Genomic DNA, 21446 nt, shown 5'->3' with positions numbered 1-21446 from the left:
GGAGACGTACCGCCCCGGCAGCCGGCAGGAAACTCAGCCGCCGCGGACGTCGTTCCAGATCTTGGTGTGCCGTTGCTCGGTCGTGCCGTAGTTCTCGGAGATGGTCAGCAGCGTCCGGCGCGCCTGCTCCAGGTAGGTGCTCATGTCCTGCGCGGCCTGGTTCCACTGGAGCTTGGCCGCGTAGTAACTCGTCCGCGCGTCGCCGGTCCATTCCTCGAGACTGCGTTCGACGTTGCGCTCCATTTCAGCGAGCGCACTGGCGATACGGCCGTTGATTTGATTCATGTCATACAGTGTTGCGTCGGCCTGGTTGAAGTCGAAACGGTAGTTGGACACCGTCGGGTCCTTCCTGAGAAGCGTGGTGGTTGACCGGTCAGCGGGTCAGATGCCGGGCAGTGCGGCCCCGAAGTCCCGGGCGGCCTGCGAGGCGTCGTCCTCCGCGGCTCGGTATCCGGCGGTCGTGACGCCCATGACGTCCATCATGTGCATCAGCTCGTTGATCACGGTCTGGAACGACCTCTCCCAGTTGTCCATCGCCTGGTTGAAGCTGTTCGAGGCGTCGCCTCGCCAGCTCGCCTGCAGCGTGGTCATCTGAGTGTTGACACTGCGCAGGTGGCCGGTGAACTCCTGGGTCTTGGCGGCGAACTCGGTGGCCGCCGCCTGCATCCCGGGATCGGTGGTCTGGACCACGGGCATGGTCACAACGACACTCCTCTCGTCGTACGTCGAAGGTCTGACGACGTCGAACTCCCTGCTCGGCGATCGCCGACCCGAGTGTTCCCGGCCGCCCCGTACGACGAGCAAGCCCAGCGGTCAGCGGATGTCCGAAATGACGGGGAACTCTGCCTACTTCCCCCTAGCTCGAACGGTGCTGTCACCGTCGTGTCACGTTGGGCTGCCGGGGTCGGGATTGGACGGTGGAGCATGGAGGCGTGCGACGGGGTAAAGGCCATGCACGTTCGTCCCCGTGAACCACGATCACGCTTCCAGAACCTGGCTCCGTGAGCCTGTACTGAGGACCACAGGGAAGGGAGCCGGCCCATGAGCTTCGACGATCACATCGAGAAGTTGTTCGCGGAGTACCAACATCAGCGCAGCAGCGTGCTGGACCTCCAGGAACGGATGAGCAAGATCAAGGCCACGGCCACCTCACCGAGACGTGAGGTGACCGTGACGGTCGGGCAGAACGGGGTGCTCACCGACATCACCTTCCCGACCGGCGCGTACCGGCGGATGCCACCCGCTGAGCTACAGGCAACCATCCTCCAGACCTTCGCCGAGGCCAAGGAACTGGTCATGGAACAGGCTGCGGACCTACTCGCTCCGCTGCTTCCCTATGGGATGAACGCCGCCAAGATGGTACGAGGCGAGGCTGGTGTCGACATGTACCTGCCGCCTGAGGGACCACGGATGACCGGCGGCGTCCGACAACTTCTCGGCCTCGACCCGGAGCAGCCGTGAGCGACGTCAACGGCGCACTGTGGGTGGACCCGGAGGGCGTCATCTGGGTGAGCCGTTCCTACGACGGGCATCTCGCCATGTTCGACGGCGAGCTACGGCGTCTCGATGGTCTCCGGACCCGGTACAGCGGCGCGTGGGGCGACGACGAGATCGGCAACGAATTCAGGAAGCAGTTCGACCAGACGATGGATGTGGTCGAAGGCATCATCCTGGGGGTACGAGGAACCCTGGAGTACGCCGCGACGGGGCTACGGATCAGCGGTGAGGGTTACCAGCAGGCCGAGGACGAGGCCAACGAGGCTGGCCGTGCCATCGGTGCCGAGTTCGCCGTACTGCCGACTCGGTCGGCGGTGCACCCTGATCCGTCCGGTACTGACAAGCCACCGGTACAGCTCTCCCCGACACAGAACTTCGTAGTCTTGGAAGACACCCCTGACCCCACCGACAACCCAGCCACACAACTCACCCCGACACACAGTCTCTCGATCAGAGCCGAAGCACCGGGCGACTCCGCCGCCGCGATGCCGCTGCTGTCCTCGCATGTCACCTACCGCACCGACGGGGTCCTCATCGACGAAGCCCCGGTTCCCGAGGGTTACGAGCTGCAGAAGCTGAACACGTTCGGAGACGGCGTCGCCCGGCTCGACCTCAACTGCTACGACTCGGTCCAACCGCTGGTGGACCACCACGTCGTCGCCGGACCGGACAACCGACCCGTCGACCCGGGAGACGGCCAGCTGTTCCTGGTCAGGACCCGGGATGACGCCGACTTCGACCCGGCGTCCCCTGGATACCAACCGATGTTGGTCAGTTTCCTACCCGACGGCACCGCCGTTCCGATCTGACCCGCGCTCATGGTCAGCTTCAACATCCCCAACGATCCGAACTGGCAGTGGGCGTACGACGCGATTCTGTACACGGTCGGCGAGAGGTTCCCCAAGGGCGATCCGCCAGAGCTGAAGGCGTTGAGCGTCGAACTCGACGCCTTCGGGCGGGACCTGCTGAGCACCGTCGCGGCGATCCAGGCCCTCGGCGCGGGACTGCACGGCAAGCTCGACGGCCCGGCGGCCGACGCGTTCGCCCAGTTCCACCGCACTATCACCGATCCGGTGCCGCAGGGAACGCGGCGGGCGCTCGTGGCGAGCAACATCGCCGACCAGGCCAACCAGCAGATCGACTACGGGCAGGTCCAGATCGTCGTCGCGGCGTTCGTGATCGTCCTCGACATCGCCCTGGCGATGGCCTCGGGCTTCGGCGCCTCGCTGGTCCCGGCGTACCTCAAGATCGGCCAACAGATTACCGAGAAGCTGCTCGACAAGCTGGAGAACCGGCTACACCAACTCATCGCCCGGCTCGCGCTGGAATCCGTCGAGGAGGGGGTCCAGGAGAGCGCCGAGAACGTCGCGGCGCAGGGCATCGTCCTCGCGAAGGACAACAAGAGCGGCGGCTTCGACTGGACGGACCTCGGCCTTTCCGCCGCCGGTGGCGTCACGATCGGTGCCTTCGCCAGCGGCTTCCAGCTTGTCGGCGGACGGTACTTTCCCAAACTCGCGAACACCTCGCATGGGAAGGCCGGTCTGGGGGCGGGAGGCGAGACGCTGGGCGAGTTCGCCTTCATGGCGATGCTCGGCGCGGCAAGCGGGTTCAACCCGTTGGCCACCGCGGTCTCGTCAGCCGTCGGCACGTATGCCAGCCACAACGCGTACAAGTTCGGCAAGGCGATCGGTGGCGACGACAAGAAGACTCCCGATGCCGACAGCATCGCCGGCCCTGGAGACCGCAAGAATCTGGTTGAGCGCGGCAGCGGCGCGAAGGGCGAAGCCGTCGGCGGTGGCGGCGGTTCCGAGTACGGTCAAGACCCGTCCGGGAAGGGCGGGGGGCTCCAGACCGGCTCGGAGAAATCAGCAGGCGGCTCCACCGATCCGGCGGCCGTCGGCGGGTCGGACGGGGTCGATCTACCAGCCGGAGGTGCCCAGCTACCTCTCTACAGTGCGACGCCCGGCCAGGGTGGGCCGTCGCCCGAGGGCGCACCGCCGGATCAAGCCGAACTGCCGCCACCCGAGAGTGCGCCGCCGCCGTACGACGGCGCACTGCCCGGGGGCGCGCCCACACCGTACGACGAGGCGCCGCCGCCCTACGATGCCGCGACGGGTCACGGGCAGCCGACCGACGATGACCTTGCCCCGACGCCGGTCGGAGCCGGAGTGGGGTCGCCCCAGGGAGATCAGCATCCGCCGGCCGGCAGCCCCGCTTCCCCGACTGTTCCGAGTGGCACCGCGCCTCCGCTCGTTCCCGGCGGTGCCGCCGCGCCGGAGGAAGGCGACTCCTTGGCATCGGGCCAGGTGCCCGTAGCGCCGAACGGCGGAACCATCGGCGGCGTAGACCCGTCGCCCGACGTCGTCCAGCCGTCAGGCGACCAACCGGGTAGCGTCGGGCAGCCGGACAGCCAACCTGCGGTCACCGCGCCGGCCGACGACGGGCGGGGAGGGCTACCGGGTTTCGACACCACTCCTGTGGGTCAGCCCGCACATGGCGTGGCGGACTCTCCGCCACCGTTGAGTCCGGTTGCTCCGTTGGGCCCGGTGCCGTCCGCCGCCGACATCGTCGTGGAGGCAGGCCCGCAGTCGACCGGTACGCAGCACGACGCTGCCCGGGAAAGCCCGAGCTCCGCGCACCGGGGCAGTCGGGACGTTACGCATACCGATACGCCTCCGGCCGCGGCGGTCGTTGCGCCTACCGTCGGATCCGCTGGCGTCATTCCTCGACTGGACAGCACCGTACCTGGACTGGACGGCACCGTACCTGGACTGGACGGCACCGTACCTGGACTGGACAGCGGCGTCGTGGCACCGGCTGCCGCCACGTCATCGAGTACCGCCCCACCGCCCGGCGTCACTGCCCCGGTCGCACCATCCACCGCCACCACGACCAGCGGGTCACCCGGGGGGGCCATATCCTCCTCGGCGGCCGCGCAGAGCGGGCCGGCCGGCGCCCGGACAGAAAGCCCGTCGACGACCGGACCCGCGCTGGGTACGTCGGGCCGACCGTCGCCGGTGCCGCTCGCGCCGCTGGACACAGCGGTGGGGCCAGCCACCCAGGCAGCCCTGGCAGACACGCCGGCTGCGCCGGTAGACAGCTCGGTTGCTTCGGCGCACCCGTCGGTTCCCCCGGCGCACCCACCGGCTGCTGTTCCAGGACGGACCGATCGTGCGGCCGGGCACCGACCGCAGTCGCGGTCCCACACGGACCCGCCCGAGCACGGATCCGCTGAACAGGCCGCGCCCGCAGCGCACACGGAGTCGCAGTCGCCATCCCCGCAGCCCCAACGTCCGGCTGCCGGGCCTGTCGCCGACCGGGTCGAGACATCGCCACCGGTGGTCGCGGTCGACGGTCCCGCGATCGAGGCTCGGTCTACGCCACCTGCCGTCGCGGGCACCGAAGCTGCGGTGCCGGCTGAGGCCGACCGCGCGCCGGAGTCGGTCGCCGCGTACGAGCATGGCCGAGGACGGTCGTTGCGCGACGTACCGCCTGCGGTGGTCGTGAAATCGACCGCCGAGACGCTGTGCGTCGGTGACCCGATCGACGTGACGACCGGTCGAATGATCTTGACCGAGACCGACATGATCCTGCCCGGCCTGCGCCTCACCCGTACCCACCGCTCGGACTACCGCTGGGGCCGCTCCTTCGGGCCCAGTTGGGCCTCGACGCTGGACCAACGGGTGGTGACCGACGACCGGCACGCCTGGTTCCTGGCCGCCGACGGCTCGATCCTCACCTATCCGTTGCCGGCCGAGGGCGACGAGGTGCTGCCGGTCCTCGGCCGCCCAGATCGACTGCGTCGGCTGGTCGGCGGTGGCTGGGCACTCGTCACCGACGGTGCCCTGCTGCTGTTCGCCCCCGCCGGGGGCGACGGTGCGGCGATGCTGTCCGATGTCGCGGCGGCCGGTCGACGGTGGCACGTCGTCCGCGAAGACACCGGCGCACCGGTGCTCCTGGCGTCATCCACCGGGGACCAGGTGGAGCTGCGTACCTCCGGGGAGCTGGTGACCGGGGCGCTGTTCGTGCCCGCCGACGGCGACGACGAGGTAGAGCTGCCGGCGTTCGGGTACGACGAGCGACGCCGGCTGGTCGAGGTACGGAACTCGTCCGGTGACGCGGTGCGGCTCAGCTACGACGAGGACGGCCGGATCGTCCGGTGGGACGACCGCAACGGGGAGTGGTACACGTACGTCTACGACCGCGCCGGCCGCTGCGTGTCCACCGATGGTGCCGGCGGGCATCTGCGGTACGCGTTCGAATACCTCGACGGTCGCACCGTCGTGACCGACTCACTCGGCGGCGTGCACCAGTACGCGTTGAACGACCGGCTCCAGGTCGTCGCCGAAGTCGATCCGCTCGGCGGCGTCACCCGGTCGCGGTGGGACGCGGCGTACCGGCTGCGGGAACGGACCGACCCGCTCGGGCGGACGACCCGCTTCACGTACGACGACCAGGGGCGGCTGGCCGCGACGATCCGCCCGGACGGCAGCCACCACCCGGCCGGTGACGACGAGCCGCCGACCGATCTCGTACCCGGAACCGAACTGGTCCGCGACGGCCTCGGCCGCATCAGGTTGGCACGCCGGCCCGATGGCACCGTCACCGAGTTCGGCTGGACGGCCGAGGGTGACCTGGCCTGGCGCGCGACCGCACATGGTTCCACTCAGGAATGGCATTACGACGGCGAAGGGAATCTGGTGGAGACTATCGATGCTCTGGGGCGTTCCGTGCGGATAGAGTACGGCTCGTTCGATCTACCGACGGCGCGGATCGACGAGGCGGGCAACCGTACCGAGTTCAGCTACGACACGGAGTTGCGGCTGGTCGCGGTGACGAACCCGCGTAGCCGGGTATGGCGGTACACCTACGACGCAGCCGGTCGTCTCGTCACCGAGACCGACTACGACGGCCGCACCCAGCGCTACGCCTACGACGCCGCCGGGCAGCTGACCAGCCGGACGAACGCGGCGGGCGAGACCGCCCACTACCGCTACGACCTGCTCGGCCGGGTGGTCGAGCGCCGCGTCGGCGACCTGGTCACCCGGTTGGGGTACGACGCGGACGGCTATCTCGCCGAGGTGACCAGCCCGGACGCGGTGGTGCGGTTCGAGCGGGACGACCAGGGTCGGGTGGTGGCGGAGAGCATCAACGGCCGTACCGTCCGCACCAGTTACGAAGGCGACGAGGTGGTGGCCCGGACCACGCCGTCGGGTCGGGCCAGCCGGTGGACAATGGACGCGGATGGCCTGCCGGTCATGCTCGTCACCGGCGGGCACGTGGTGCGCTTCGGCCACGACGCCGCGGGCCGGGAGGTCAGCCGGACCGTCGACGAGGTGGTCGCGCTCCGTCAGACGTACGACGCCGCGGGCCGGCTGTCGGCGCAGCACATCGCCGACGTCGCCGTACGCGGGTTCGACTACGACGGCAACGACCGGGTGATCGGCATCACCGACACCCTCGGCGACGACCTTTCGTTCGAGGCCGACGAGGTCGGACGGATCCGCACGGTCACCGCAGCCGGCGGGGCGCGGGAGCGATATCACTACGACGTGGCCGGTGGCCTCGCCGGCGTGGGCGACGGGCACTGGGAGTTCGACGGCAGCATGCTCCTGCGGTCGGACGACGCGCGGTTCGACTACGACGACAGCGGCCGGTTGATCGCCCGGACCGACGCCGGGGGCACCTCGCGGTTCGTATGGGACGCGGAGGACCGGCTCGTGCGGGTCGTCACGCCGGGCGGGGACCAGTGGCACTACCGGTACGACGGTTTCGGTCGGCGGGTCGCGAAGCAGCGCCTCACCGGTGACGGTTCGGTCGCCGAGGAGGTGTACTTCGCCTGGGCGGGCGACCTGATGGTCGAGCAGACCGACGGCGCCGACACCATCTCGTGGGACTACTGGCCCGATGGCTCGGCACCGGTGACCCAGACCGGCGGCGACCAGGGGGTGAACACCGTCGTCACCGACCTGATCGGGACACCGACCCATCTGATCGAGCCCGGCGGTCAGCTGCGCTGGTGGTCGCGCGGTGACCTGTGGGGCCGTGGCGGTGACCCGGCCGGCACCCCGCTACGGTTCCCCGGCCAGTACCACGATGTCGAGACCGGACTGCACTACAACCGGTTCCGCTACTACGATCCGGCGACGGCCCGCTACCTGAGCCCGGATCCTCTTGGCCTGGCCGGCGGACCGAACCCGACCGCGTACGTCGACGACCCCCTCACCATCGCCGATCCGCTCGGCCTGACCGGCTGCGGCGTGGGCAAGAACCAGAGCAGCGGCAGCAGCAGCGGCAGCAGTCGACGGAGCTCACGTGAATCGGACAGCTCCAGCCAGGATGGCGGCTCGCACCGGAGAAAGCGCCATTCGCACAGCGGACCCAGTCATCATCCTAGGCATGGGCGCCCTCCATCAAATACCGAACTGATAGGCTCATCTGTCTCCAGTGCACACCCAGCTGAGAGCCCCAGCCGATACCTTGTCGACTCACCTACAAGCTATTCGTCATCGTCGTCGAGAAGATCGTCACATGCAGACGTAAAACAAAAACTCCCACCAATCCCCGAGCCCAAGTCAACAGTTGCCATAGAGCAGGCAAACAAGGATTGGAGGGAGGTTGAAAGGCGACTTTCTCAGTATGACAAATTGTGGAACGACGGCAGCCTGCGCAAGCTTTACAAAGATTTCAAGGAGCAGATTCAGTATGAGCTGCAGCTCAAAGCAAGAGGGAAATCCTTAGACGAAATCCAAGCAAGGTCAGCAGGCAAGTTTGGCACCACCAGGGTCGCCGCGTTCGCTAAGGGATTAGCCGATCGACTCGCCTTCTCCGTACACGCCAAGTGGTGGAAAAAGCATCAGTCTGATCCAAACTTCGAAACCATGCTCATCGAGCAGGCTGATCAACTTAGCTCGAACCTCGCACTTTGGGGAAAAATCGGACCCGCCGTCGCCGAGCGCATCACCAACTCAGTAGGTGCGCGCATCCTTGAGACAACACCAGCAGGCACCATCTTCGATGACCTGACATTTGGCACGAAATCATATAATGACTATCCCCCCGGATTGATAGAGATGTGGGAGAAATTCTCCAATCAGCTCGTGAGCGTCTCCGGTGGGATAGTCGATGCCCACGTCCTCAAGGCTGTCATGGTTCCCAGCGTCCTACACGACACCGAAGTGCAAGCTTTGTTTTCCCGCGTTGCCAGCGGGCAGCTCACCGGACTCCGCGTCATCACCTGGGAATTCGTTTCCGACAACATGATTGCCAGGTCGCATGAGTACGTTGTACGCAGCAGGGCCTCCTACGACGAAAAGGTCCCGAAGCTCAGAAAGGGCGAGACCACTGATTCATTCAACGTACAACAACAGCGACTTTACAAACAGCTTGTGTGGCGACGAGAGGAGAATATCCGCGCCGGACTGCAGTTTCCTCAGCCAGGAGAATCGGCCGCCTATGACGACGACAGTAAATTTGTCCACGTAGTTTCCGAGTTGTTCGGTGACGGACGGGATGAGAACCCAGGATCGCTTCTCAGCGTCGAACAGGACCACGATTCACTACAGGCGCTAATCTCGGAGTATCACTACCTTTTCGGCAATGAATGGTCGAAACTACTTCACGACCGGCTAGCACTCCTTGCAGAAGCGCCAAACGACGGTAGGTGGTCGAGCGCAAGCTCCTCGGACGCAGATATCTCCGAGGGCCTAGCCGGAATGCGTTTCGGCTCGGCTGACAGCATCGCCGTACCACCAACGCGCCACAACACCATTGCAGAGACGGCCGGCGACGATTCAGCTCCACATCCCGGACGATTTGCCAATCAACCGTTCGGCAGATATAGGCAATTGGATCCGGCGCGCCGAAACGTGGAAGAGGTATGGGGCGAACTATTTCAGGGACGCCCGCAGCCAGCACGCCAGGACTCCACTCCCCTATCGCCACTTGGGGGGCAGCCGCCGCATTACTTCAGCACACGCAGGCGGTCGAGTCAGTATTCCGTTTCATCCTCCCGGCACTCGCCGCCAAGATCCGGGCCCTCGTATACCCAGGACGAGTACCCACAGCAGGACAATGCGCCACAGGCAGCGTACAGGCAGTATCCGCAAGCTGTAGCCTATTCGCACGTTCCCCACGATACTTCGGCGAGCAGCGACTCGTATTACAGTGGCGCCAGCACCTACGCGGGACCGTCTTTCGGTGACAATTCGCCGCACCACACAGCGAAGAGCACCAAGGAGACCGACTGCGAGGGCGACCCGATCGACGTCACCACCGGCCGCATGATTCTCACCGAGACTGATGCCGAGGTGCCGGGTCTGCCGCTGGTGCGCACGTACCGCTCCGACTACCGCTGGGGACGGTCGTTCGGCCCGAGCTGGGCCTCACCCATCGACCAGCGGGTCATCATCGACGGTGAGCAGGTGCGCTACCTGGCCTCCGACGGATCTATCCTGACCTATCCACTGGTCGGTGAGGGTGAGACGGCGCTGCCGACGATCGGGCGGGCATGGCCGCTGCGCCGGCTCGTGGGCGGAGGCTGGTTGCTCACCGACCCGGTGTCCGGTCGGGTATCGCTGTTCGCCCCGGCGGTCCACGGAGAATCGCTGGTCAGTGACATCACCGACGGCGGACTGCGGTGGTCGGTCGCCCGTGACGACGACGGCACGGTCACCGAGCTTCATTCGTCGGCCGGCGCCACGATCGAGATCTCGTCGTCCGAGGGGCTGGTGACGGCGCTGCGACTGCCGGACCATGACGGGCTGCTGGTGGAGGCGAGCAGGTACGGCTACGACCAGGACCGGCAACTGACCGAGGTGATCAATTCCTCGGGCGACCCCGAGCGTTTCGAGTACGCCGACGGCCGGATGGTGCGCTGGGAGGACCGCAACGGTGAGTGGTACACCTACACCTACGACGACGCGGGCCGCTGCGTCGACACCGACGGCAAGAACGGCTACCTGCGCTACCGGTTCGAGTACTCCGACGGCCGGACCGTCGTCACCGACTCGCTCGGCGCGGTGCACACCTACGAACTCAACGACCACCTTCAGGTGGTCGCGGAGATCGACGGGCTGGGCGCGACGACCCGCAACGAGTGGGACCACGCGTACCGGCTGCTGACTCGGACCGACCCGCTGGGCCGGACGACCCGCTACGAGTACGACACCGAGGGACGGCAGACCGCTGTCGTCCGCCCCGACGGCAGCCGCTCCACGACCAGGTACGACGAACACGGCCGGGAAATCTCCCGGACGGACTTCGACGGGTCCACGATCACCCGGGAGTTCGACACCGATGGCCGGGTGCTCGCGGAGGTCGACGCCAGCGGCGAAGTGGTGCGGTTCGACCGGCCGACCGACGACGGCCGGGGTACGGCCGTCCAGGTCGGTTCGGCGGTCGTCGTACGCAACGCGATACGTCAGGTCACATCGATGACCACCGGTGACGGCGAGACCCACTACCGCTACGACGAACTGGGCCGGACCATCGGAGTCCGCACCGGTCAGGGCATCACGCGACTCGGCTGGACCTTGGAGGGTGAACTGGCCTGGCGGGAACACCCCGACGGCAGCGTCGAGGAGTTCGGCTACGACGCCGAAGGCAACCTGGTCGAAGCGGTCGCCCGGGACGGCCGACACACCTACTACGAGTACGGCGCGTTCGACCTGGTGACGGCACGTATCGACGATGACAACCGCACCGAGTACGCGTACGACACCGAACTGCGGCTGACCACCATCACCGACCCGCAGGGCCGGACCTGGCGGTACTCGTACGACCCGAACGGCCGGCTTGTCGAGGAGACCGACTTCGACGGTCGCACCCAGCGGTACGCGTGGGACGCAGCCGGTCAGCTGGTCGAACACACCAACGCGGCCGGTGAGGTCACTCACTACACGTACGACCTGCTCGGCCGGGTGATCGAGCAGCGAACCGGAGAGTCAGTGACCCGGCTGACCTACGATCCGGCCGGCCGGATCGTCGCGGCCGACGACGCCGACTCGAAGATCCGACTGGAGCGTGACGCGCTCGGCCGGGTCATCGCCGAGGCGGTCAACGGGCACACGGTGTCCAGCGCCTACGACGAGCAGGTTGGTGCGGTGACCGCGCGGACCCGACCGTCCGGGGCGGTGACGCAGTGGTCGTACGACGAGTCCGGCCGGCCCCTGCTACTGGCGGCCGGTGGGCAACGGCTCAGGTTCGGCTACGACGGCGGGCGTGAGGTGAGCCGGTCCTGGGACGCGGGTCTGTCGGTCGAACCGCCGGCGGACGACGAGACCCGCGACGGCGACGGTCCGGCCGAAGTCCGGTACACGCTGGACGCCGCCGGCCGGCCCAGCATCCGGTCGGGAGCCGACGGCGACTGGCGGCTCACCTGGGACCATCTGGACCGGCTGACCACGGTCACCACTCCCGACGGGAACCACTGGCGGTACCGGTACGACGCGTTCGGCCGGCGAATCGCCAAGCAGCGCCTCGACGGGGACGGCACCGTGCTGGAGGAGACGGGATTCGTGTGGTCCGGTGACCTGCTGGTCGAGCAGCACCACCGGGACGGCACCGGCCAGGTGACCACGACGGCGTGGGAATACCATCCGACGCTGGCGTACCCGGTCGCGCAGCTGACCGACGGCACGGTGTACGCGGTGGTGACCGGCGGCGCGGACGCCCCGCCGGAGCTGGTCGGCACCGACGGCCGCCGGTTGGGCGACCAACCTGGCACGCCGGTGCGGCTCGGCGGCCGGTACCTGGACGTCGAGACCGGTCTGCAGTACGACGGTCTGCGGTACTACGACCCGACGACGGCTCGTTACCTGCCCGAGTCGCGGACGGCCGCGGCAGCGGTCCGCTGATTCCCGCCTGCCCCGCCCACCCCGTGGTGGGCGGGGCAGGTCCACCCCGAGCTGACGCCGCACTACCGGCTGCCGGAGACGACCCGCCTGGCCGACCGCGCCTGCCGGGAGGTCTCCGGCACGGCTGATATCGGACGGCCTTTCACGTTAGTCAACCGGCTTCGCCGAAGAAAGGCATGTCGTTCTTGGAATCGAGTCTACTCGTCAGTCTGCGGGCGTTAGGGTTCTTTCGGTAAGGGGACGACCTGATTGTCCCCGGTGCTGGGGGCGTCGGTGACCAGCGCGAGACCCCGGCCTTCATTAATGAGGCGGTCCGGCCTGAGGAGTTCCGTGTTGAGTGCGCATGCGGCGATGTGTCGCAGTCTGCCGAGCCTTGCCGACCGGTACGTGCCGGACGGCAATTCGTTCGGGCTGATCCGCCTGGCCCTGGCCCTTGGTGTCCTCGTGGCGCATGCCTGGCCGCTGGGCTACGGCGCGGCGAGCCTTGGCTACGGCATCTCAGCTGGGCAGAGCGAGCTCGGTTCGCTGTCGGTCCAGGGATTCTTCGTGGTTTCCGGATTCCTGATCACGGGAAGTGCACTCAAGCACTCCGTCTTGCGGTATTCTTGGCATCGGGTGCTTCGGATTTTTCCCGGCTTCTGGGTGTGTCTACTCGTCACCGCCTTTGTGGTGGCTCCGCTGGTCGCGCTGTACGAGAACGGTACGATGCGAGGGTTCTGGAGTCATCCTCAAGGTCCATTTTCCTACCTGGCGGCCAACTGGTTTACCGCCATGGAGCAGTACCCGATATCGGGACTGCTGTCGTCTACTCCGTTCGGCCAGATGATGGGTGGGCCGAGCGCGTTCGATGGATCACTGTGGAGCTTGCGGTACGAACTCGTGTGCTACGGCCTGATCGCTGTCCTCGGCGTGACTTCGGTCCTGCGCCTAGCTCCGCGGGCATTGCTGGCAATCCTGTTATTCGGCTACGCATTAATTATTCGTGACATTTCGATTGCCTCAACATGGGCATTCCGGCCAGCTCCAGTCGGGGCGGTCGGCCCGTTTCCGCTGATCGGCTCGTTCACCTCTGACTGGCTGCTGTATCTGACTTTCCTTTTTGTGCTGGGCGCCGCCGTCCGCTGCTATATGCATCGCATACCGATGGACGGCCGGCTGGCTGCGTTGGCGGCCGTCCTGCTCGCGATCAGCCTACTGTGGGGCGGATTCGTCGTTGTCGGACTGCCAGCCTACGCGTACCTGCTCATATATCTGGGTGTCGCGCTTCCGCGACGGCTCGGACGGATCGGCCGTGGGCGGGACTACTCGTACGGAATCTACATCTACGCATTCCCGGTACAGCAAGTTCTGGCACTGGTCGGCGTGGCCGAGTACGGCATGTCATCGTATATTCTGTTGTCGATCGTCGGCACGATGCTGTTCGCTGTACCGTCGTGGCATCTTGTCGAGAAGCCCGCGATGAGATTGCGGGCTCTCGATGTCGCCCGCCTGCCCCGACCCGCCCGCCCTGCCCCGGCCAGGCCGGCAGCCGCACGAGGTCCGGCGGGCAGACGGTCCTCCGTACTGCCACGAAGCGCCTACCAGGGCGGTCGTAATGCCTATTCGGCTGCGACGAACGGCACCGCGGCAGGTGACGGAGACGTTGGCCAGGTGCCAACTCCACGCGGCTGACGGACTGGTGTGGGGACGCCTGGCGCACGTGCGCCAGGTCGCCGCAAGTCCACGTGCACCGCTGAAACCAGGCGCCGCCGCCACACGTCTGGGGGTATGTCGGTCGATTCGGGAACATCGACCGGACCCCGGGCGGCGGCGGGCGGGTAGCCGTCGCCGCCGGGTCACCGACAGACGGATGAGGGTGAGAACGTGGTGACGGGCCGATGGATCACAGGTCTGGGAATCGCCGTGCTGGCCAGCGCGGTGGCGGCGTGCGGCACGACCGCACCGGCCGGCGACACGACGCCGACGTCCGACCCGGACCCGACGACGGTGACCGGGACCCCGACCACCAGCCTGGCACCGCCGCCGGAGCCGACGGCACCCACGGGTGGCCTGCCGCAGGTGCTGTCCGGCACCCGGCAGGTCACCATCGTGCGGGCCGAGGCGTTCGAGTCCGGGCTGTCGATCACCGACGACGGACGGTTGGCCGAGGTCGACGACGACGAGGGCCGCCAGTCGTTCGTCGTGGTCCCGTTGCAGGGGCGGCTGTTCCTGATCGAGTCCTACCAGGGGACCAGCGGCGGCCCCGGCGCCGGTGACCCGGTCTGCTGGCGGGTGCACAACCCGGGAGACGGGGGATCCTTGTCAATCGAGGGTGCAGCCTGTGACACCGGTGACCCCCGGCAGCGGTTCGCGATCGTCGCGGCCGACACCGGCGCCGACGACACCTTCATGATCAGCAACAGGTCGGCGTACCTGCGCACCTCGGCCCGCTCCGGGCTGATCCTGGAGGAGCACGGCGACGGTTCGCCGCCCCCGGACGGGTTCCGGCTGACCGACAACGGGCCGGCGCCGACCCGGTGACCGGTGCAGGAACGACCAGGTGACGGGCGGAGCACGGCGGATGCGTGACGCCGACGAGTTCGACGCCTTCTACGCCGCGTCGGCCCAACGGTGCTCGGACACCTGTCCGTGGTGCTCGGCAACCGGACCGACGCCGAGGACGCGGTCGCGGAGGCGTACGCCCGCGCGTGCGGGACCGGTGGCGGTCCGTGCACGACTGCGACAGCCCGGAAGCCTGGGTACGCACGGCCGGCGTACCGGATCGCGGTCAGCTCCTGGCGTAAGGCGAGCACGTACCACGAGCATGACCGGGCCTTCCACGGCACGGTCATGCAGGCATCCGGGTACCACATCGCCCGAGGCGTCATCCGGGCGTTGGAGAGCCAGGTCGACAACACGGCCCGGTACATGGGCCGGACCGAGCGTGCCCTGTTGGTGGCATCCAACCGGGCCACCGGCGGATCGACGAACGCGTCGCCGCACACGACCCGGAAGGCGCCACGGCGGCGATGTTCACGCACATCACCGAAGCCTGGCTCGTCCGCCGCAGCGGACCAGGCGAGTCCGTCCGGCTGCAACGGTTAGGTACCCCGTGCGGTAACGCCCGCACAGACGCTGGTGGCCGGGTTCCCGTACGGGAACCCGGCCACCAGGGATGTCACCGGTCAGGCGGAGTAGCCGCGCTTGGCGGTCCAGTCAGCCAGCACCTCAAGATCCATCCAGTACTCCTGGCCCTCGAAGTACGGGTCGGCGATCTTCACCGTGTCACCACCGTCGCGGTAACCCGTCACCGTCAGGTAGTGCCCACCCTCGTACGAATGCGCCACCCCGTCGACGTCCGACGCCGTACCCATGATGTTCGCCACCACGGCCCGGTCGTCGTCCACCGCCTCCCGCACATCCGCCCGCAGCTTCTCCACGTGCTCCGGCTTCGCCGCGGCCGCACCGATCGACACCGTCTCGTACTCGGCCTCACCGATCACCTCGTTGAGCACCCGGGTCGTCTCCTCAGCCGAATCGGTACCGGCCTCGGTCGTCCCCAGCTTGCCCGCCACCTCGTCCTGCGACGGAGCATGACCCTGCGCCGTCAACGCGATCCGCGTCGCCGCCGGACCGCAGTAGTAGAAATTCGGCTGCGCCTCGTACTCCACCGCCACCTCACGCACACCACCATCAGCGGCACCCGGACCAACGCCCTGCGCCACCGCAGGAGCGGCCACCACACCACCAGCGGTCAACACACCAGCAACCGACAACAGAGAACGACGGAAAATCGTGTTCATAGCAGAATCTCCGTTCCGAGGGGAAATGAACCAGACACCAGACCCACCAGGTCGATGACCGGTCACGAACGGGACAGAACAGAACACGCACCAGAAACCAAGACCAGAAACGCCCGACGACCCGCGCACACCCGCCGGCCCAGGCAGGGGGCGGTCTCACCGGCGCACCGGATACAACCACCCGGGAGCGCCCGGCATTCCGCACCCGGCGGGGTCGCAGATCCGGCCGTACCCACGCCGGGCGACAGACCAGACGGACCAGGCGGGCCACTCGCCTACTCGGTCCAACGCCGGGATCCAACGCCACCCGACCGCCCGATGTTCCCCCGCGCCCAGCACCTCAGCCACCCGCCCACCGCGCCGCACCGAACCTCGCAAACGGTGCCTGACGCCCCATCGGTGTCCTGCGTCCACACGAAAAGGCACTGCTCGTGCCCGGCGGCCCTCCCGGCGCGGGCCTTCACGGCAGGTCCCGCAGGAACGCCCGGACCCCGGACCTGCCCGGCGCTCGGCACCAGGATGCCGGCGAGCAGTTTCACCGTTGTCGACTTGCCTGCGCCGTTCGGCCCGACGTACGCCACCGCCTCACCCGCCTCGCCCCGCAGTCAGCGCGCCACGCAGACCCGGGCCTTCACCGGTCGGCGGAACCGTTTGGTCAAGCCATCAGCTTCGATGGAGGCCAGGCCCGGATGGTGCCGTACCCGTGCGTCGCCGCCCACCGAACCTCCGGCCGGTGGACCACTATGATTTCCGGCCGGCGGACCACCATGCGGTAAGGGCCGATATCGGGTACGGCACTGACAGCGGCGACGGTAGCCTCACCGCCGTGACGACTGCGTACGCCCGTCGACCGGTGCTCGGCCTGGCCATGGTGGTCGGGGCCAGCGCCCTGTTCGCGATCAACGGCACCGTTTCCAAGCTGGTGCTGCGGGCCGGGCTGGACGCCCCGCAACTGACCGTGCTGCGGGCGGTCGGCGCCTTCACCGGGCTCCTGGTGCTCAGCGTCGTGCTGCGGCCCGGTGCCCGCCGGGCGCGGCTGCGCCGCCGCGAGGTTCCGCTGCTCGTCGCGTACGGGCTAACCGGTTTCTTCCTGGTCCCGATGCTCTACTTCGTGGCCATCTCCCGGCTGCCCGTCGGCATCGCGCTGCTGTTCGAGTACACCGCCCCGCTGATGGTGGCGGTCTGGGCCTGGGCCGTGCAACGCCAGCAGGTGCGGTCCCGGCTGTGGGCCGGGCTGGCGCTGAGCCTGCTCGGGCTGGCCTGCGTGGCGCAGGTGTGGGGCGGGCTGACCCTCGACCCGCTGGGGGTGGCCGCCGGGTTGGGCGCGGCCGTGATGCTCGCCGCGTACTTCCTGATCGGTGCGCGGGGCGTCCAGGACCGCGACACCCTGTCCCTGACCACCTGGGCGTTCGGCGCGTCGGCGATCGCCGGGCTGATCGTCCGCGCCGCCACCGCCGGCCTGGACGGCTGGCAGCCGCTGCTCACCCGTACCGAGGGCGGGATGCCGGTCGCGTTGCTCTGCTGCTACGTGGTGGTCCTCGGCTCGATCGTGCCGTACCTGATGATCACCGGCGCGTTGCGGCACCTGCCGGCGACCAGCGTCGGCATCGTCGGCATGGTCGAGCCGGTGTTCGCCGCCACGGTGGCCTGGGTGGTGCTGGGCTCGGGTGAGGCGTTGACCCTGGTGCAGCTGGCCGGCGGCGCGTTGGTGCTGACCGGGGTGGCGTTGGCCGAGACCGCCCGGACCGGCACCGGCGCGCCGCCCGCCGTACCGCCGGCACCCGACGGGCCGCTGCCCCCCGGACCGCAGCTGCCGGGCGGCCGGCCGCCGGCGGCTGGCGTAGTGGCGGGCGGCGGCGGGTAGGAACAGCGGTATGAGTGCACCGAAACGGGTCGCCGTCGTCGCGCACCGCAAGAAGACCCTCGGCGGCGGCCTCGACGAGTTGCGCGCGGCGATCGCCGGGCACGGCGCCGAGGACATCGACTGGTACGAGGTGCCGAAGAGCCGCAAGGCACCGAAGAAGGCCCGCCGGGCCGTCGAGCGGGGCGCCGAGCTGGTCTTCGTGTGGGGCGGCGACGGGATGGTGCAACGCTGTCTGGACGCGCTGGCCGGCCGCGATGCCACCGTGGCGATCATCCCGGCCGGCACGGCGAACCTGCTGGCGGGCAACATCGGCGTACCGGAGGACCTCGGCGAGGCGGTCCGGATCGGCTTCCAGGGCGAACGGCGCCGGCTCGACCTGGGCAGGGTCAACGGCGAGCATTTCGCGGTGATGGCCGGGGCCGGTTTCGACGGGCGGCTGATCCGCGACGCCGACCGGGACCTGAAGGACCGGGCCGGCAAACTCGCGTACGTCTGGACCGGACTGCGTCACGTCGGCGGCGGCACGCCCCGGATCCGGATCAAGGTCGACGGCACCACCTGGTTCGACGAGTCGGCCAGTTGCGTCCTGGTCGGCAACGTCGGCCGGATCACCGGCGGCATCCACGCCTTCGACGATGCCCGGCCCGACGACGGCTGGCTGGAGGTCGGGGTGACCACCGCGCAGGGGGCGGCCGAGTGGGCGCGCACGCTGGGTCGGATGGCGGTCGGGCGCTCGGAGCGCTCCCCGTTCGTCCGGATGACCCGGGCCCGGCGGGTCGACATCCGGCTGGCCGAGCCGATGACGTACGAACTCGACGGCGGCGCCCGGGGTCAGGCCAAAAAGATGAAGGTACGGGTGGTCCCCGCCGCGATCACCGTCTGCGTCCCGGCCTAATTCCGTCTGAGGGAGACGGCCTGACGGGCTCAGCGGGTTACGGTCAGCCCGGTCACGAAGGCCGACCAGGCGGCCGGGCCGAAGGCGAGCAACGGGCCGGTGACGTCCTTGCTGTCGCGGACCAGTACCCGGCCAGGGAGATTGTCGGCGACCTCGACACAGGTGTTGCCGCCGTTGCCGGACCGGGTCGAGGTACGCCATCGTGGTGTCACACTCGTACCGCTCATAGTTCCTTCACCAGACCTTCGATCAGCTCACGTGATGTAGGCTCGGGAAGCGCCTCGGTCAGCAGACTGTCCCAGATCCGCACCACCTGCTCCACACCGCTCGGATGGTCCACGGGATGCCCGAAGACCCCGTCCACATGCACCACGTCGTCGCCCTCGGGCAGGGTACCGATGACGAATCCACCGGACATGCCAGCATACGCCCCAGCGCTGAGCGGCACCACGTACAGCTTGATCCGCCGCTCGTTCATCAGCGTAAGCAGATAGTTGAGCTGCTCGCGCTGTACAACCGTGTCGCCGACGATCCGGCGCAGCGCCCCTTCGTCGACCACGGCGACCAACACCGGTGGCTTCTCCCTGGCGAGCAGCCGTTGGCGATCCAACCGCATGGCCACCTGATCCTCGACCCCGTCTGCGGTGTACAGGCCGGTGCCGGTGAAAACCGCACGCGCGTATTCCTCCGTCTGCAGCAGTCCCGGCACCAGCAACGGCTCGTACATCCGCAGCTTGACCGCGCGGTCCTCGATCGCGCGCCATGACGCAAACCAGCTCGGCGCTTGCTTCTTGTTGATCAGATCCAGCATCTCGGCGAGAAGACCGCCGGTATCCAAGGCTTCGTCAGCACCCGCAGCCAAAGTCATCGTCGGCCGGCGCCGCCCCGTCTCCACCGCCGCGATGGTGGAGGCACTGTAGTTGATTTTTGGAGCAAGCTGATCCTGCGAGACATCCGCCGCCGCCCTGGCCGCTTTGAATGCCTTGATCCACATGTCGACATCCACCAGCCGATCCGATCAGGAAAGAATGATCGAATCAACACGCTGTGGAGTTCTCGAAAGGGCAGCCGGTCGGTTCGACCGAGGCGCGGCCATCGTGATCAGTATGCGCGCGGCGGGACCTGAATCCGGAAGAGCGCGTGGCGGCGCACCGGGCCGTCGGGCACGTTCGGGTGGTCGAAGTCGCCGGCGGGGTCACGGGTCATCCCGATCCGCCGCATCACCGCCTGCGAGCGCAGGTTGCCGACGGCGGTCAACGCGACGATCTCCGGCAGGCCGAGGGTGTCGAAGCCGTACGCCAGGCAGGCGCGGGCCGCTTCGGTCGCGTACCCGTTGCCCCATGCGTCGCGGCGCAGCCGCCAGCCGACCTCGACCCCGCCGAACGGCATGTTGGCCTCCACCGGGCTCAGGCCGGTCATGCCGATGAACTCGCCGGTCGCCGCCACCTCGACCGCCCACCAGCCCCAGCCACGCTGCTCCAAGCCAGCCTGGCAGCGGGACATGGTGGTGGCGCTCTGCTCGCGGGTCGCCAGGCCCGGGAAGAACTCCCGCACCTGAGGGTCGGCGTTCATCGCCACCCACGGCTCCAGGTCGGACCCGCGCCAGTGCCGCAGCACCAGCCGCGGCGTGGTCAACTCCGCCATGGAGGCACTGTAGCGCCAGTGCCGCACGCCGAGATCGTCGAGCCCGGTCACCGGCCGGGCAGGAGGATCACCGTACGGCCGCCGCTGACCAGCCCCTCCCGGCAGGACAAGCCGGTGCCCTGCAGCCAGCGCCCGGTGACCGCCATCGGATAGGTGACCTCCACGGTACGGCCGGCGTCGGTGGTCGCCGAGAACCGCATCGGCAGTGGTGTCGCCAACCGGTGCATGATCGTGTCGCAGTCGAAGGTGACCCGCACGTCGACGGAGCCCACTCCTCCAGGGCGCACGCGGGCCTGCGCGCCCGTGTCGGCCACTGCCAGGCCAGGAGACTCCGTGTCGAGGACCCGTACGGTGATCCGCTGCGTTCCGGTGTTGACCACGGTCACTTTGGCGTTCAGCTGCCCGTCGGCTGCGCTCCACACCTCGCCGGCGAACGCCACCACCGATCCAGCGGTGTCCGCGGCAGCCCGCTGGTGCTGGTAGTCATTGAGCAGCCAGCCACCGAGACCGCCCACGGCCACCCCGGCCAGCAGCATACCGACCAGCCGGCCCGGTCCGCGAAAGCGTCGCCGCGCCGCGTCGCCAGCCGGTGCCCCGGGCGCCGTCGCGCCGGTCGACCGGTCGAGATCGATGAGCCGCCCCTCCGCCGTCATCGGACCAGGCTAGTCGCAACGCCGACCCGGTCAGGTAATGGCCGCTGCACAGCGCACGCAGCGTGACCGTTTCGGGTTCGGAGCACCGGCCGGCAGCATGAGCCGAACACCAGAGACCTGTTCCGGCGTCGATCAGGTATCTGGCGTTCGGCTCGTGCCGCAGCGGGCAGGCGTGCAGACGGAGCACAGCGGACAGGCAGGCCGGAGCGGGGCGGGTGAGCCGGTGTGCGGGGCAGGTGCGGCGGGTGAACGGCC

15 protein-coding genes are annotated in these 21446 nt (G+C 68.3%); 7 read left to right on the top strand and 8 right to left on the bottom strand.

Annotated features, from left to right (window positions below; translation table 11 throughout):
- Positions 1 to 33: 33 nt before the first annotated feature.
- A complete protein-coding gene (locus tag ACFHW1_RS10685; protein ID WP_416551650.1) occupies positions 34 to 336 on the bottom strand; it encodes a WXG100 family type VII secretion target in 303 nt (100 codons plus the stop codon).
- 45 nt (positions 337 to 381) lie between these two features.
- Positions 382 to 702: a WXG100 family type VII secretion target gene (locus tag ACFHW1_RS10680; RefSeq protein ID WP_416551648.1), complete on the bottom strand. Its 321-nt coding sequence runs from the start codon at positions 700 to 702 to the stop codon at positions 382 to 384.
- A gap of 339 nt (positions 703 to 1041) precedes the next feature.
- On the opposite strand from ACFHW1_RS10680, the gene ACFHW1_RS10675 reads away from it, so the two are divergent.
- The 5 genes from ACFHW1_RS10675 (at position 1042) to ACFHW1_RS10655 (ending at position 14873) form a co-directional block, all read left to right on the top strand.
- Positions 1042 to 1461 carry a YbaB/EbfC family nucleoid-associated protein gene (locus ACFHW1_RS10675; protein WP_416551646.1) on the top strand — a complete coding sequence of 140 codons (420 nt, stop codon included), beginning with the start codon at positions 1042 to 1044 and terminating at the stop codon, positions 1459 to 1461.
- Positions 1458 to 2306: a hypothetical protein gene (locus tag ACFHW1_RS10670; protein WP_416567567.1), complete on the top strand. Its 849-nt coding sequence runs from the start codon at positions 1458 to 1460 to the stop codon at positions 2304 to 2306. Before ACFHW1_RS10675 ends, ACFHW1_RS10670 begins: the two co-directional genes overlap by 4 nt.
- 9 nt (positions 2307 to 2315) lie before the next feature.
- The gene (locus tag ACFHW1_RS10665) at positions 2316 to 12353 is read left to right on the top strand and encodes a DUF6531 domain-containing protein (protein WP_416615312.1); all 10038 of its coding nucleotides are present in this window, start codon (positions 2316 to 2318) and stop codon (positions 12351 to 12353) included.
- 333 nt (positions 12354 to 12686) lie between these two features.
- Complete coding sequence (locus tag ACFHW1_RS10660; RefSeq protein ID WP_416551641.1) at positions 12687 to 14024, top strand: acyltransferase family protein; 1338 nt, start codon at positions 12687 to 12689, stop codon at positions 14022 to 14024.
- 195 nt (positions 14025 to 14219) lie between these two features.
- Entirely contained in the window at positions 14220 to 14873 is a 654-nt protein-coding gene (locus tag ACFHW1_RS10655; RefSeq protein ID WP_416551639.1) for a hypothetical protein, read from the top strand.
- A 644-nt stretch (positions 14874 to 15517) separates the two neighbouring features.
- On the opposite strand, the gene ACFHW1_RS10650 is transcribed toward ACFHW1_RS10655, so the two are convergent.
- Together ACFHW1_RS10650 and ACFHW1_RS10645 are read right to left on the bottom strand one after the other, a co-directional pair.
- Positions 15518 to 16135 (bottom strand): C39 family peptidase, encoded by a 618-nt coding sequence (locus ACFHW1_RS10650; RefSeq protein ID WP_416551637.1) that lies wholly within the window; start codon positions 16133 to 16135, stop codon positions 15518 to 15520.
- Between the two features lie 275 nt (positions 16136 to 16410).
- Complete coding sequence (locus tag ACFHW1_RS10645) at positions 16411 to 16740, bottom strand: ATP-binding cassette domain-containing protein (RefSeq protein ID WP_416567571.1); 330 nt, start codon at positions 16738 to 16740, stop codon at positions 16411 to 16413.
- Positions 16741 to 16961: 221 nt separating this feature from the next.
- Here ACFHW1_RS10645 and ACFHW1_RS10640 point away from each other — a divergent pair, with 221 nt between their 5' ends.
- Positions 16962 to 17999, top strand: coding sequence for an EamA family transporter (locus ACFHW1_RS10640; RefSeq protein ID WP_416589628.1), 1038 nt, complete (start codon positions 16962 to 16964; stop codon positions 17997 to 17999).
- Positions 18000 to 18009: 10 nt separating this feature from the next.
- Positions 18010 to 18894 (top strand): diacylglycerol/lipid kinase family protein, encoded by an 885-nt coding sequence (locus ACFHW1_RS10635; RefSeq protein ID WP_416551631.1) that lies wholly within the window; start codon positions 18010 to 18012, stop codon positions 18892 to 18894.
- A 29-nt stretch (positions 18895 to 18923) separates the two neighbouring features.
- On the opposite strand, the gene ACFHW1_RS10630 is transcribed toward ACFHW1_RS10635, so the two are convergent.
- From ACFHW1_RS10630 to ACFHW1_RS10615, 4 genes are all read right to left on the bottom strand, one after another.
- Positions 18924 to 19121, bottom strand: a complete 198-nt coding sequence (locus tag ACFHW1_RS10630) for a DUF397 domain-containing protein (RefSeq protein WP_281550693.1) — start codon at positions 19119 to 19121, stop codon at positions 18924 to 18926.
- Entirely contained in the window at positions 19118 to 19900 is a 783-nt protein-coding gene (locus ACFHW1_RS10625) for a helix-turn-helix domain-containing protein (protein ID WP_416567563.1), read from the bottom strand. The genes ACFHW1_RS10630 and ACFHW1_RS10625 overlap by 4 nt, the downstream gene beginning before the upstream one ends.
- Positions 19901 to 19995: 95 nt before the next feature.
- Complete coding sequence (locus ACFHW1_RS10620) at positions 19996 to 20538, bottom strand: GNAT family N-acetyltransferase (protein ID WP_416551627.1); 543 nt, start codon at positions 20536 to 20538, stop codon at positions 19996 to 19998.
- A gap of 47 nt (positions 20539 to 20585) precedes the next feature.
- Positions 20586 to 21191: a hypothetical protein gene (locus ACFHW1_RS10615; protein ID WP_416551625.1), complete on the bottom strand. Its 606-nt coding sequence runs from the start codon at positions 21189 to 21191 to the stop codon at positions 20586 to 20588.
- Positions 21192 to 21446 lie beyond the last annotated feature (255 nt).

The organism is Micromonospora sp. LOL_014, assembly GCF_048060245.1.
GTDB lineage: Bacteria > Actinomycetota > Actinomycetes > Mycobacteriales > Micromonosporaceae > Micromonospora_E.
Note: the sequence above shows the minus strand (reverse complement) of the source record. Positions and strands in the feature narration are given on the sequence as shown.

Coding starts and splice junctions, on each gene's coding strand:
- ACFHW1_RS10635 (WP_416551631.1), top strand. CDS start 18,010: ATGAGTGCACCGAAACGGGTCGCCGTCGTCGCGCACCGCAAGAAGACC.
- ACFHW1_RS10665 (WP_416615312.1), top strand. CDS start 2,316: ATGGTCAGCTTCAACATCCCCAACGATCCGAACTGGCAGTGGGCGTAC.
- ACFHW1_RS10620 (WP_416551627.1), bottom strand. CDS start 20,538: ATGGCGGAGTTGACCACGCCGCGGCTGGTGCTGCGGCACTGGCGCGGG.
- ACFHW1_RS10630 (WP_281550693.1), bottom strand. CDS start 19,121: ATGAGCGGTACGAGTGTGACACCACGATGGCGTACCTCGACCCGGTCC.
- ACFHW1_RS10650 (WP_416551637.1), bottom strand. CDS start 16,135: ATGAACACGATTTTCCGTCGTTCTCTGTTGTCGGTTGCTGGTGTGTTG.
- ACFHW1_RS10615 (WP_416551625.1), bottom strand. CDS start 21,191: ATGACGGCGGAGGGGCGGCTCATCGATCTCGACCGGTCGACCGGCGCG.
- ACFHW1_RS10675 (WP_416551646.1), top strand. CDS start 1,042: ATGAGCTTCGACGATCACATCGAGAAGTTGTTCGCGGAGTACCAACAT.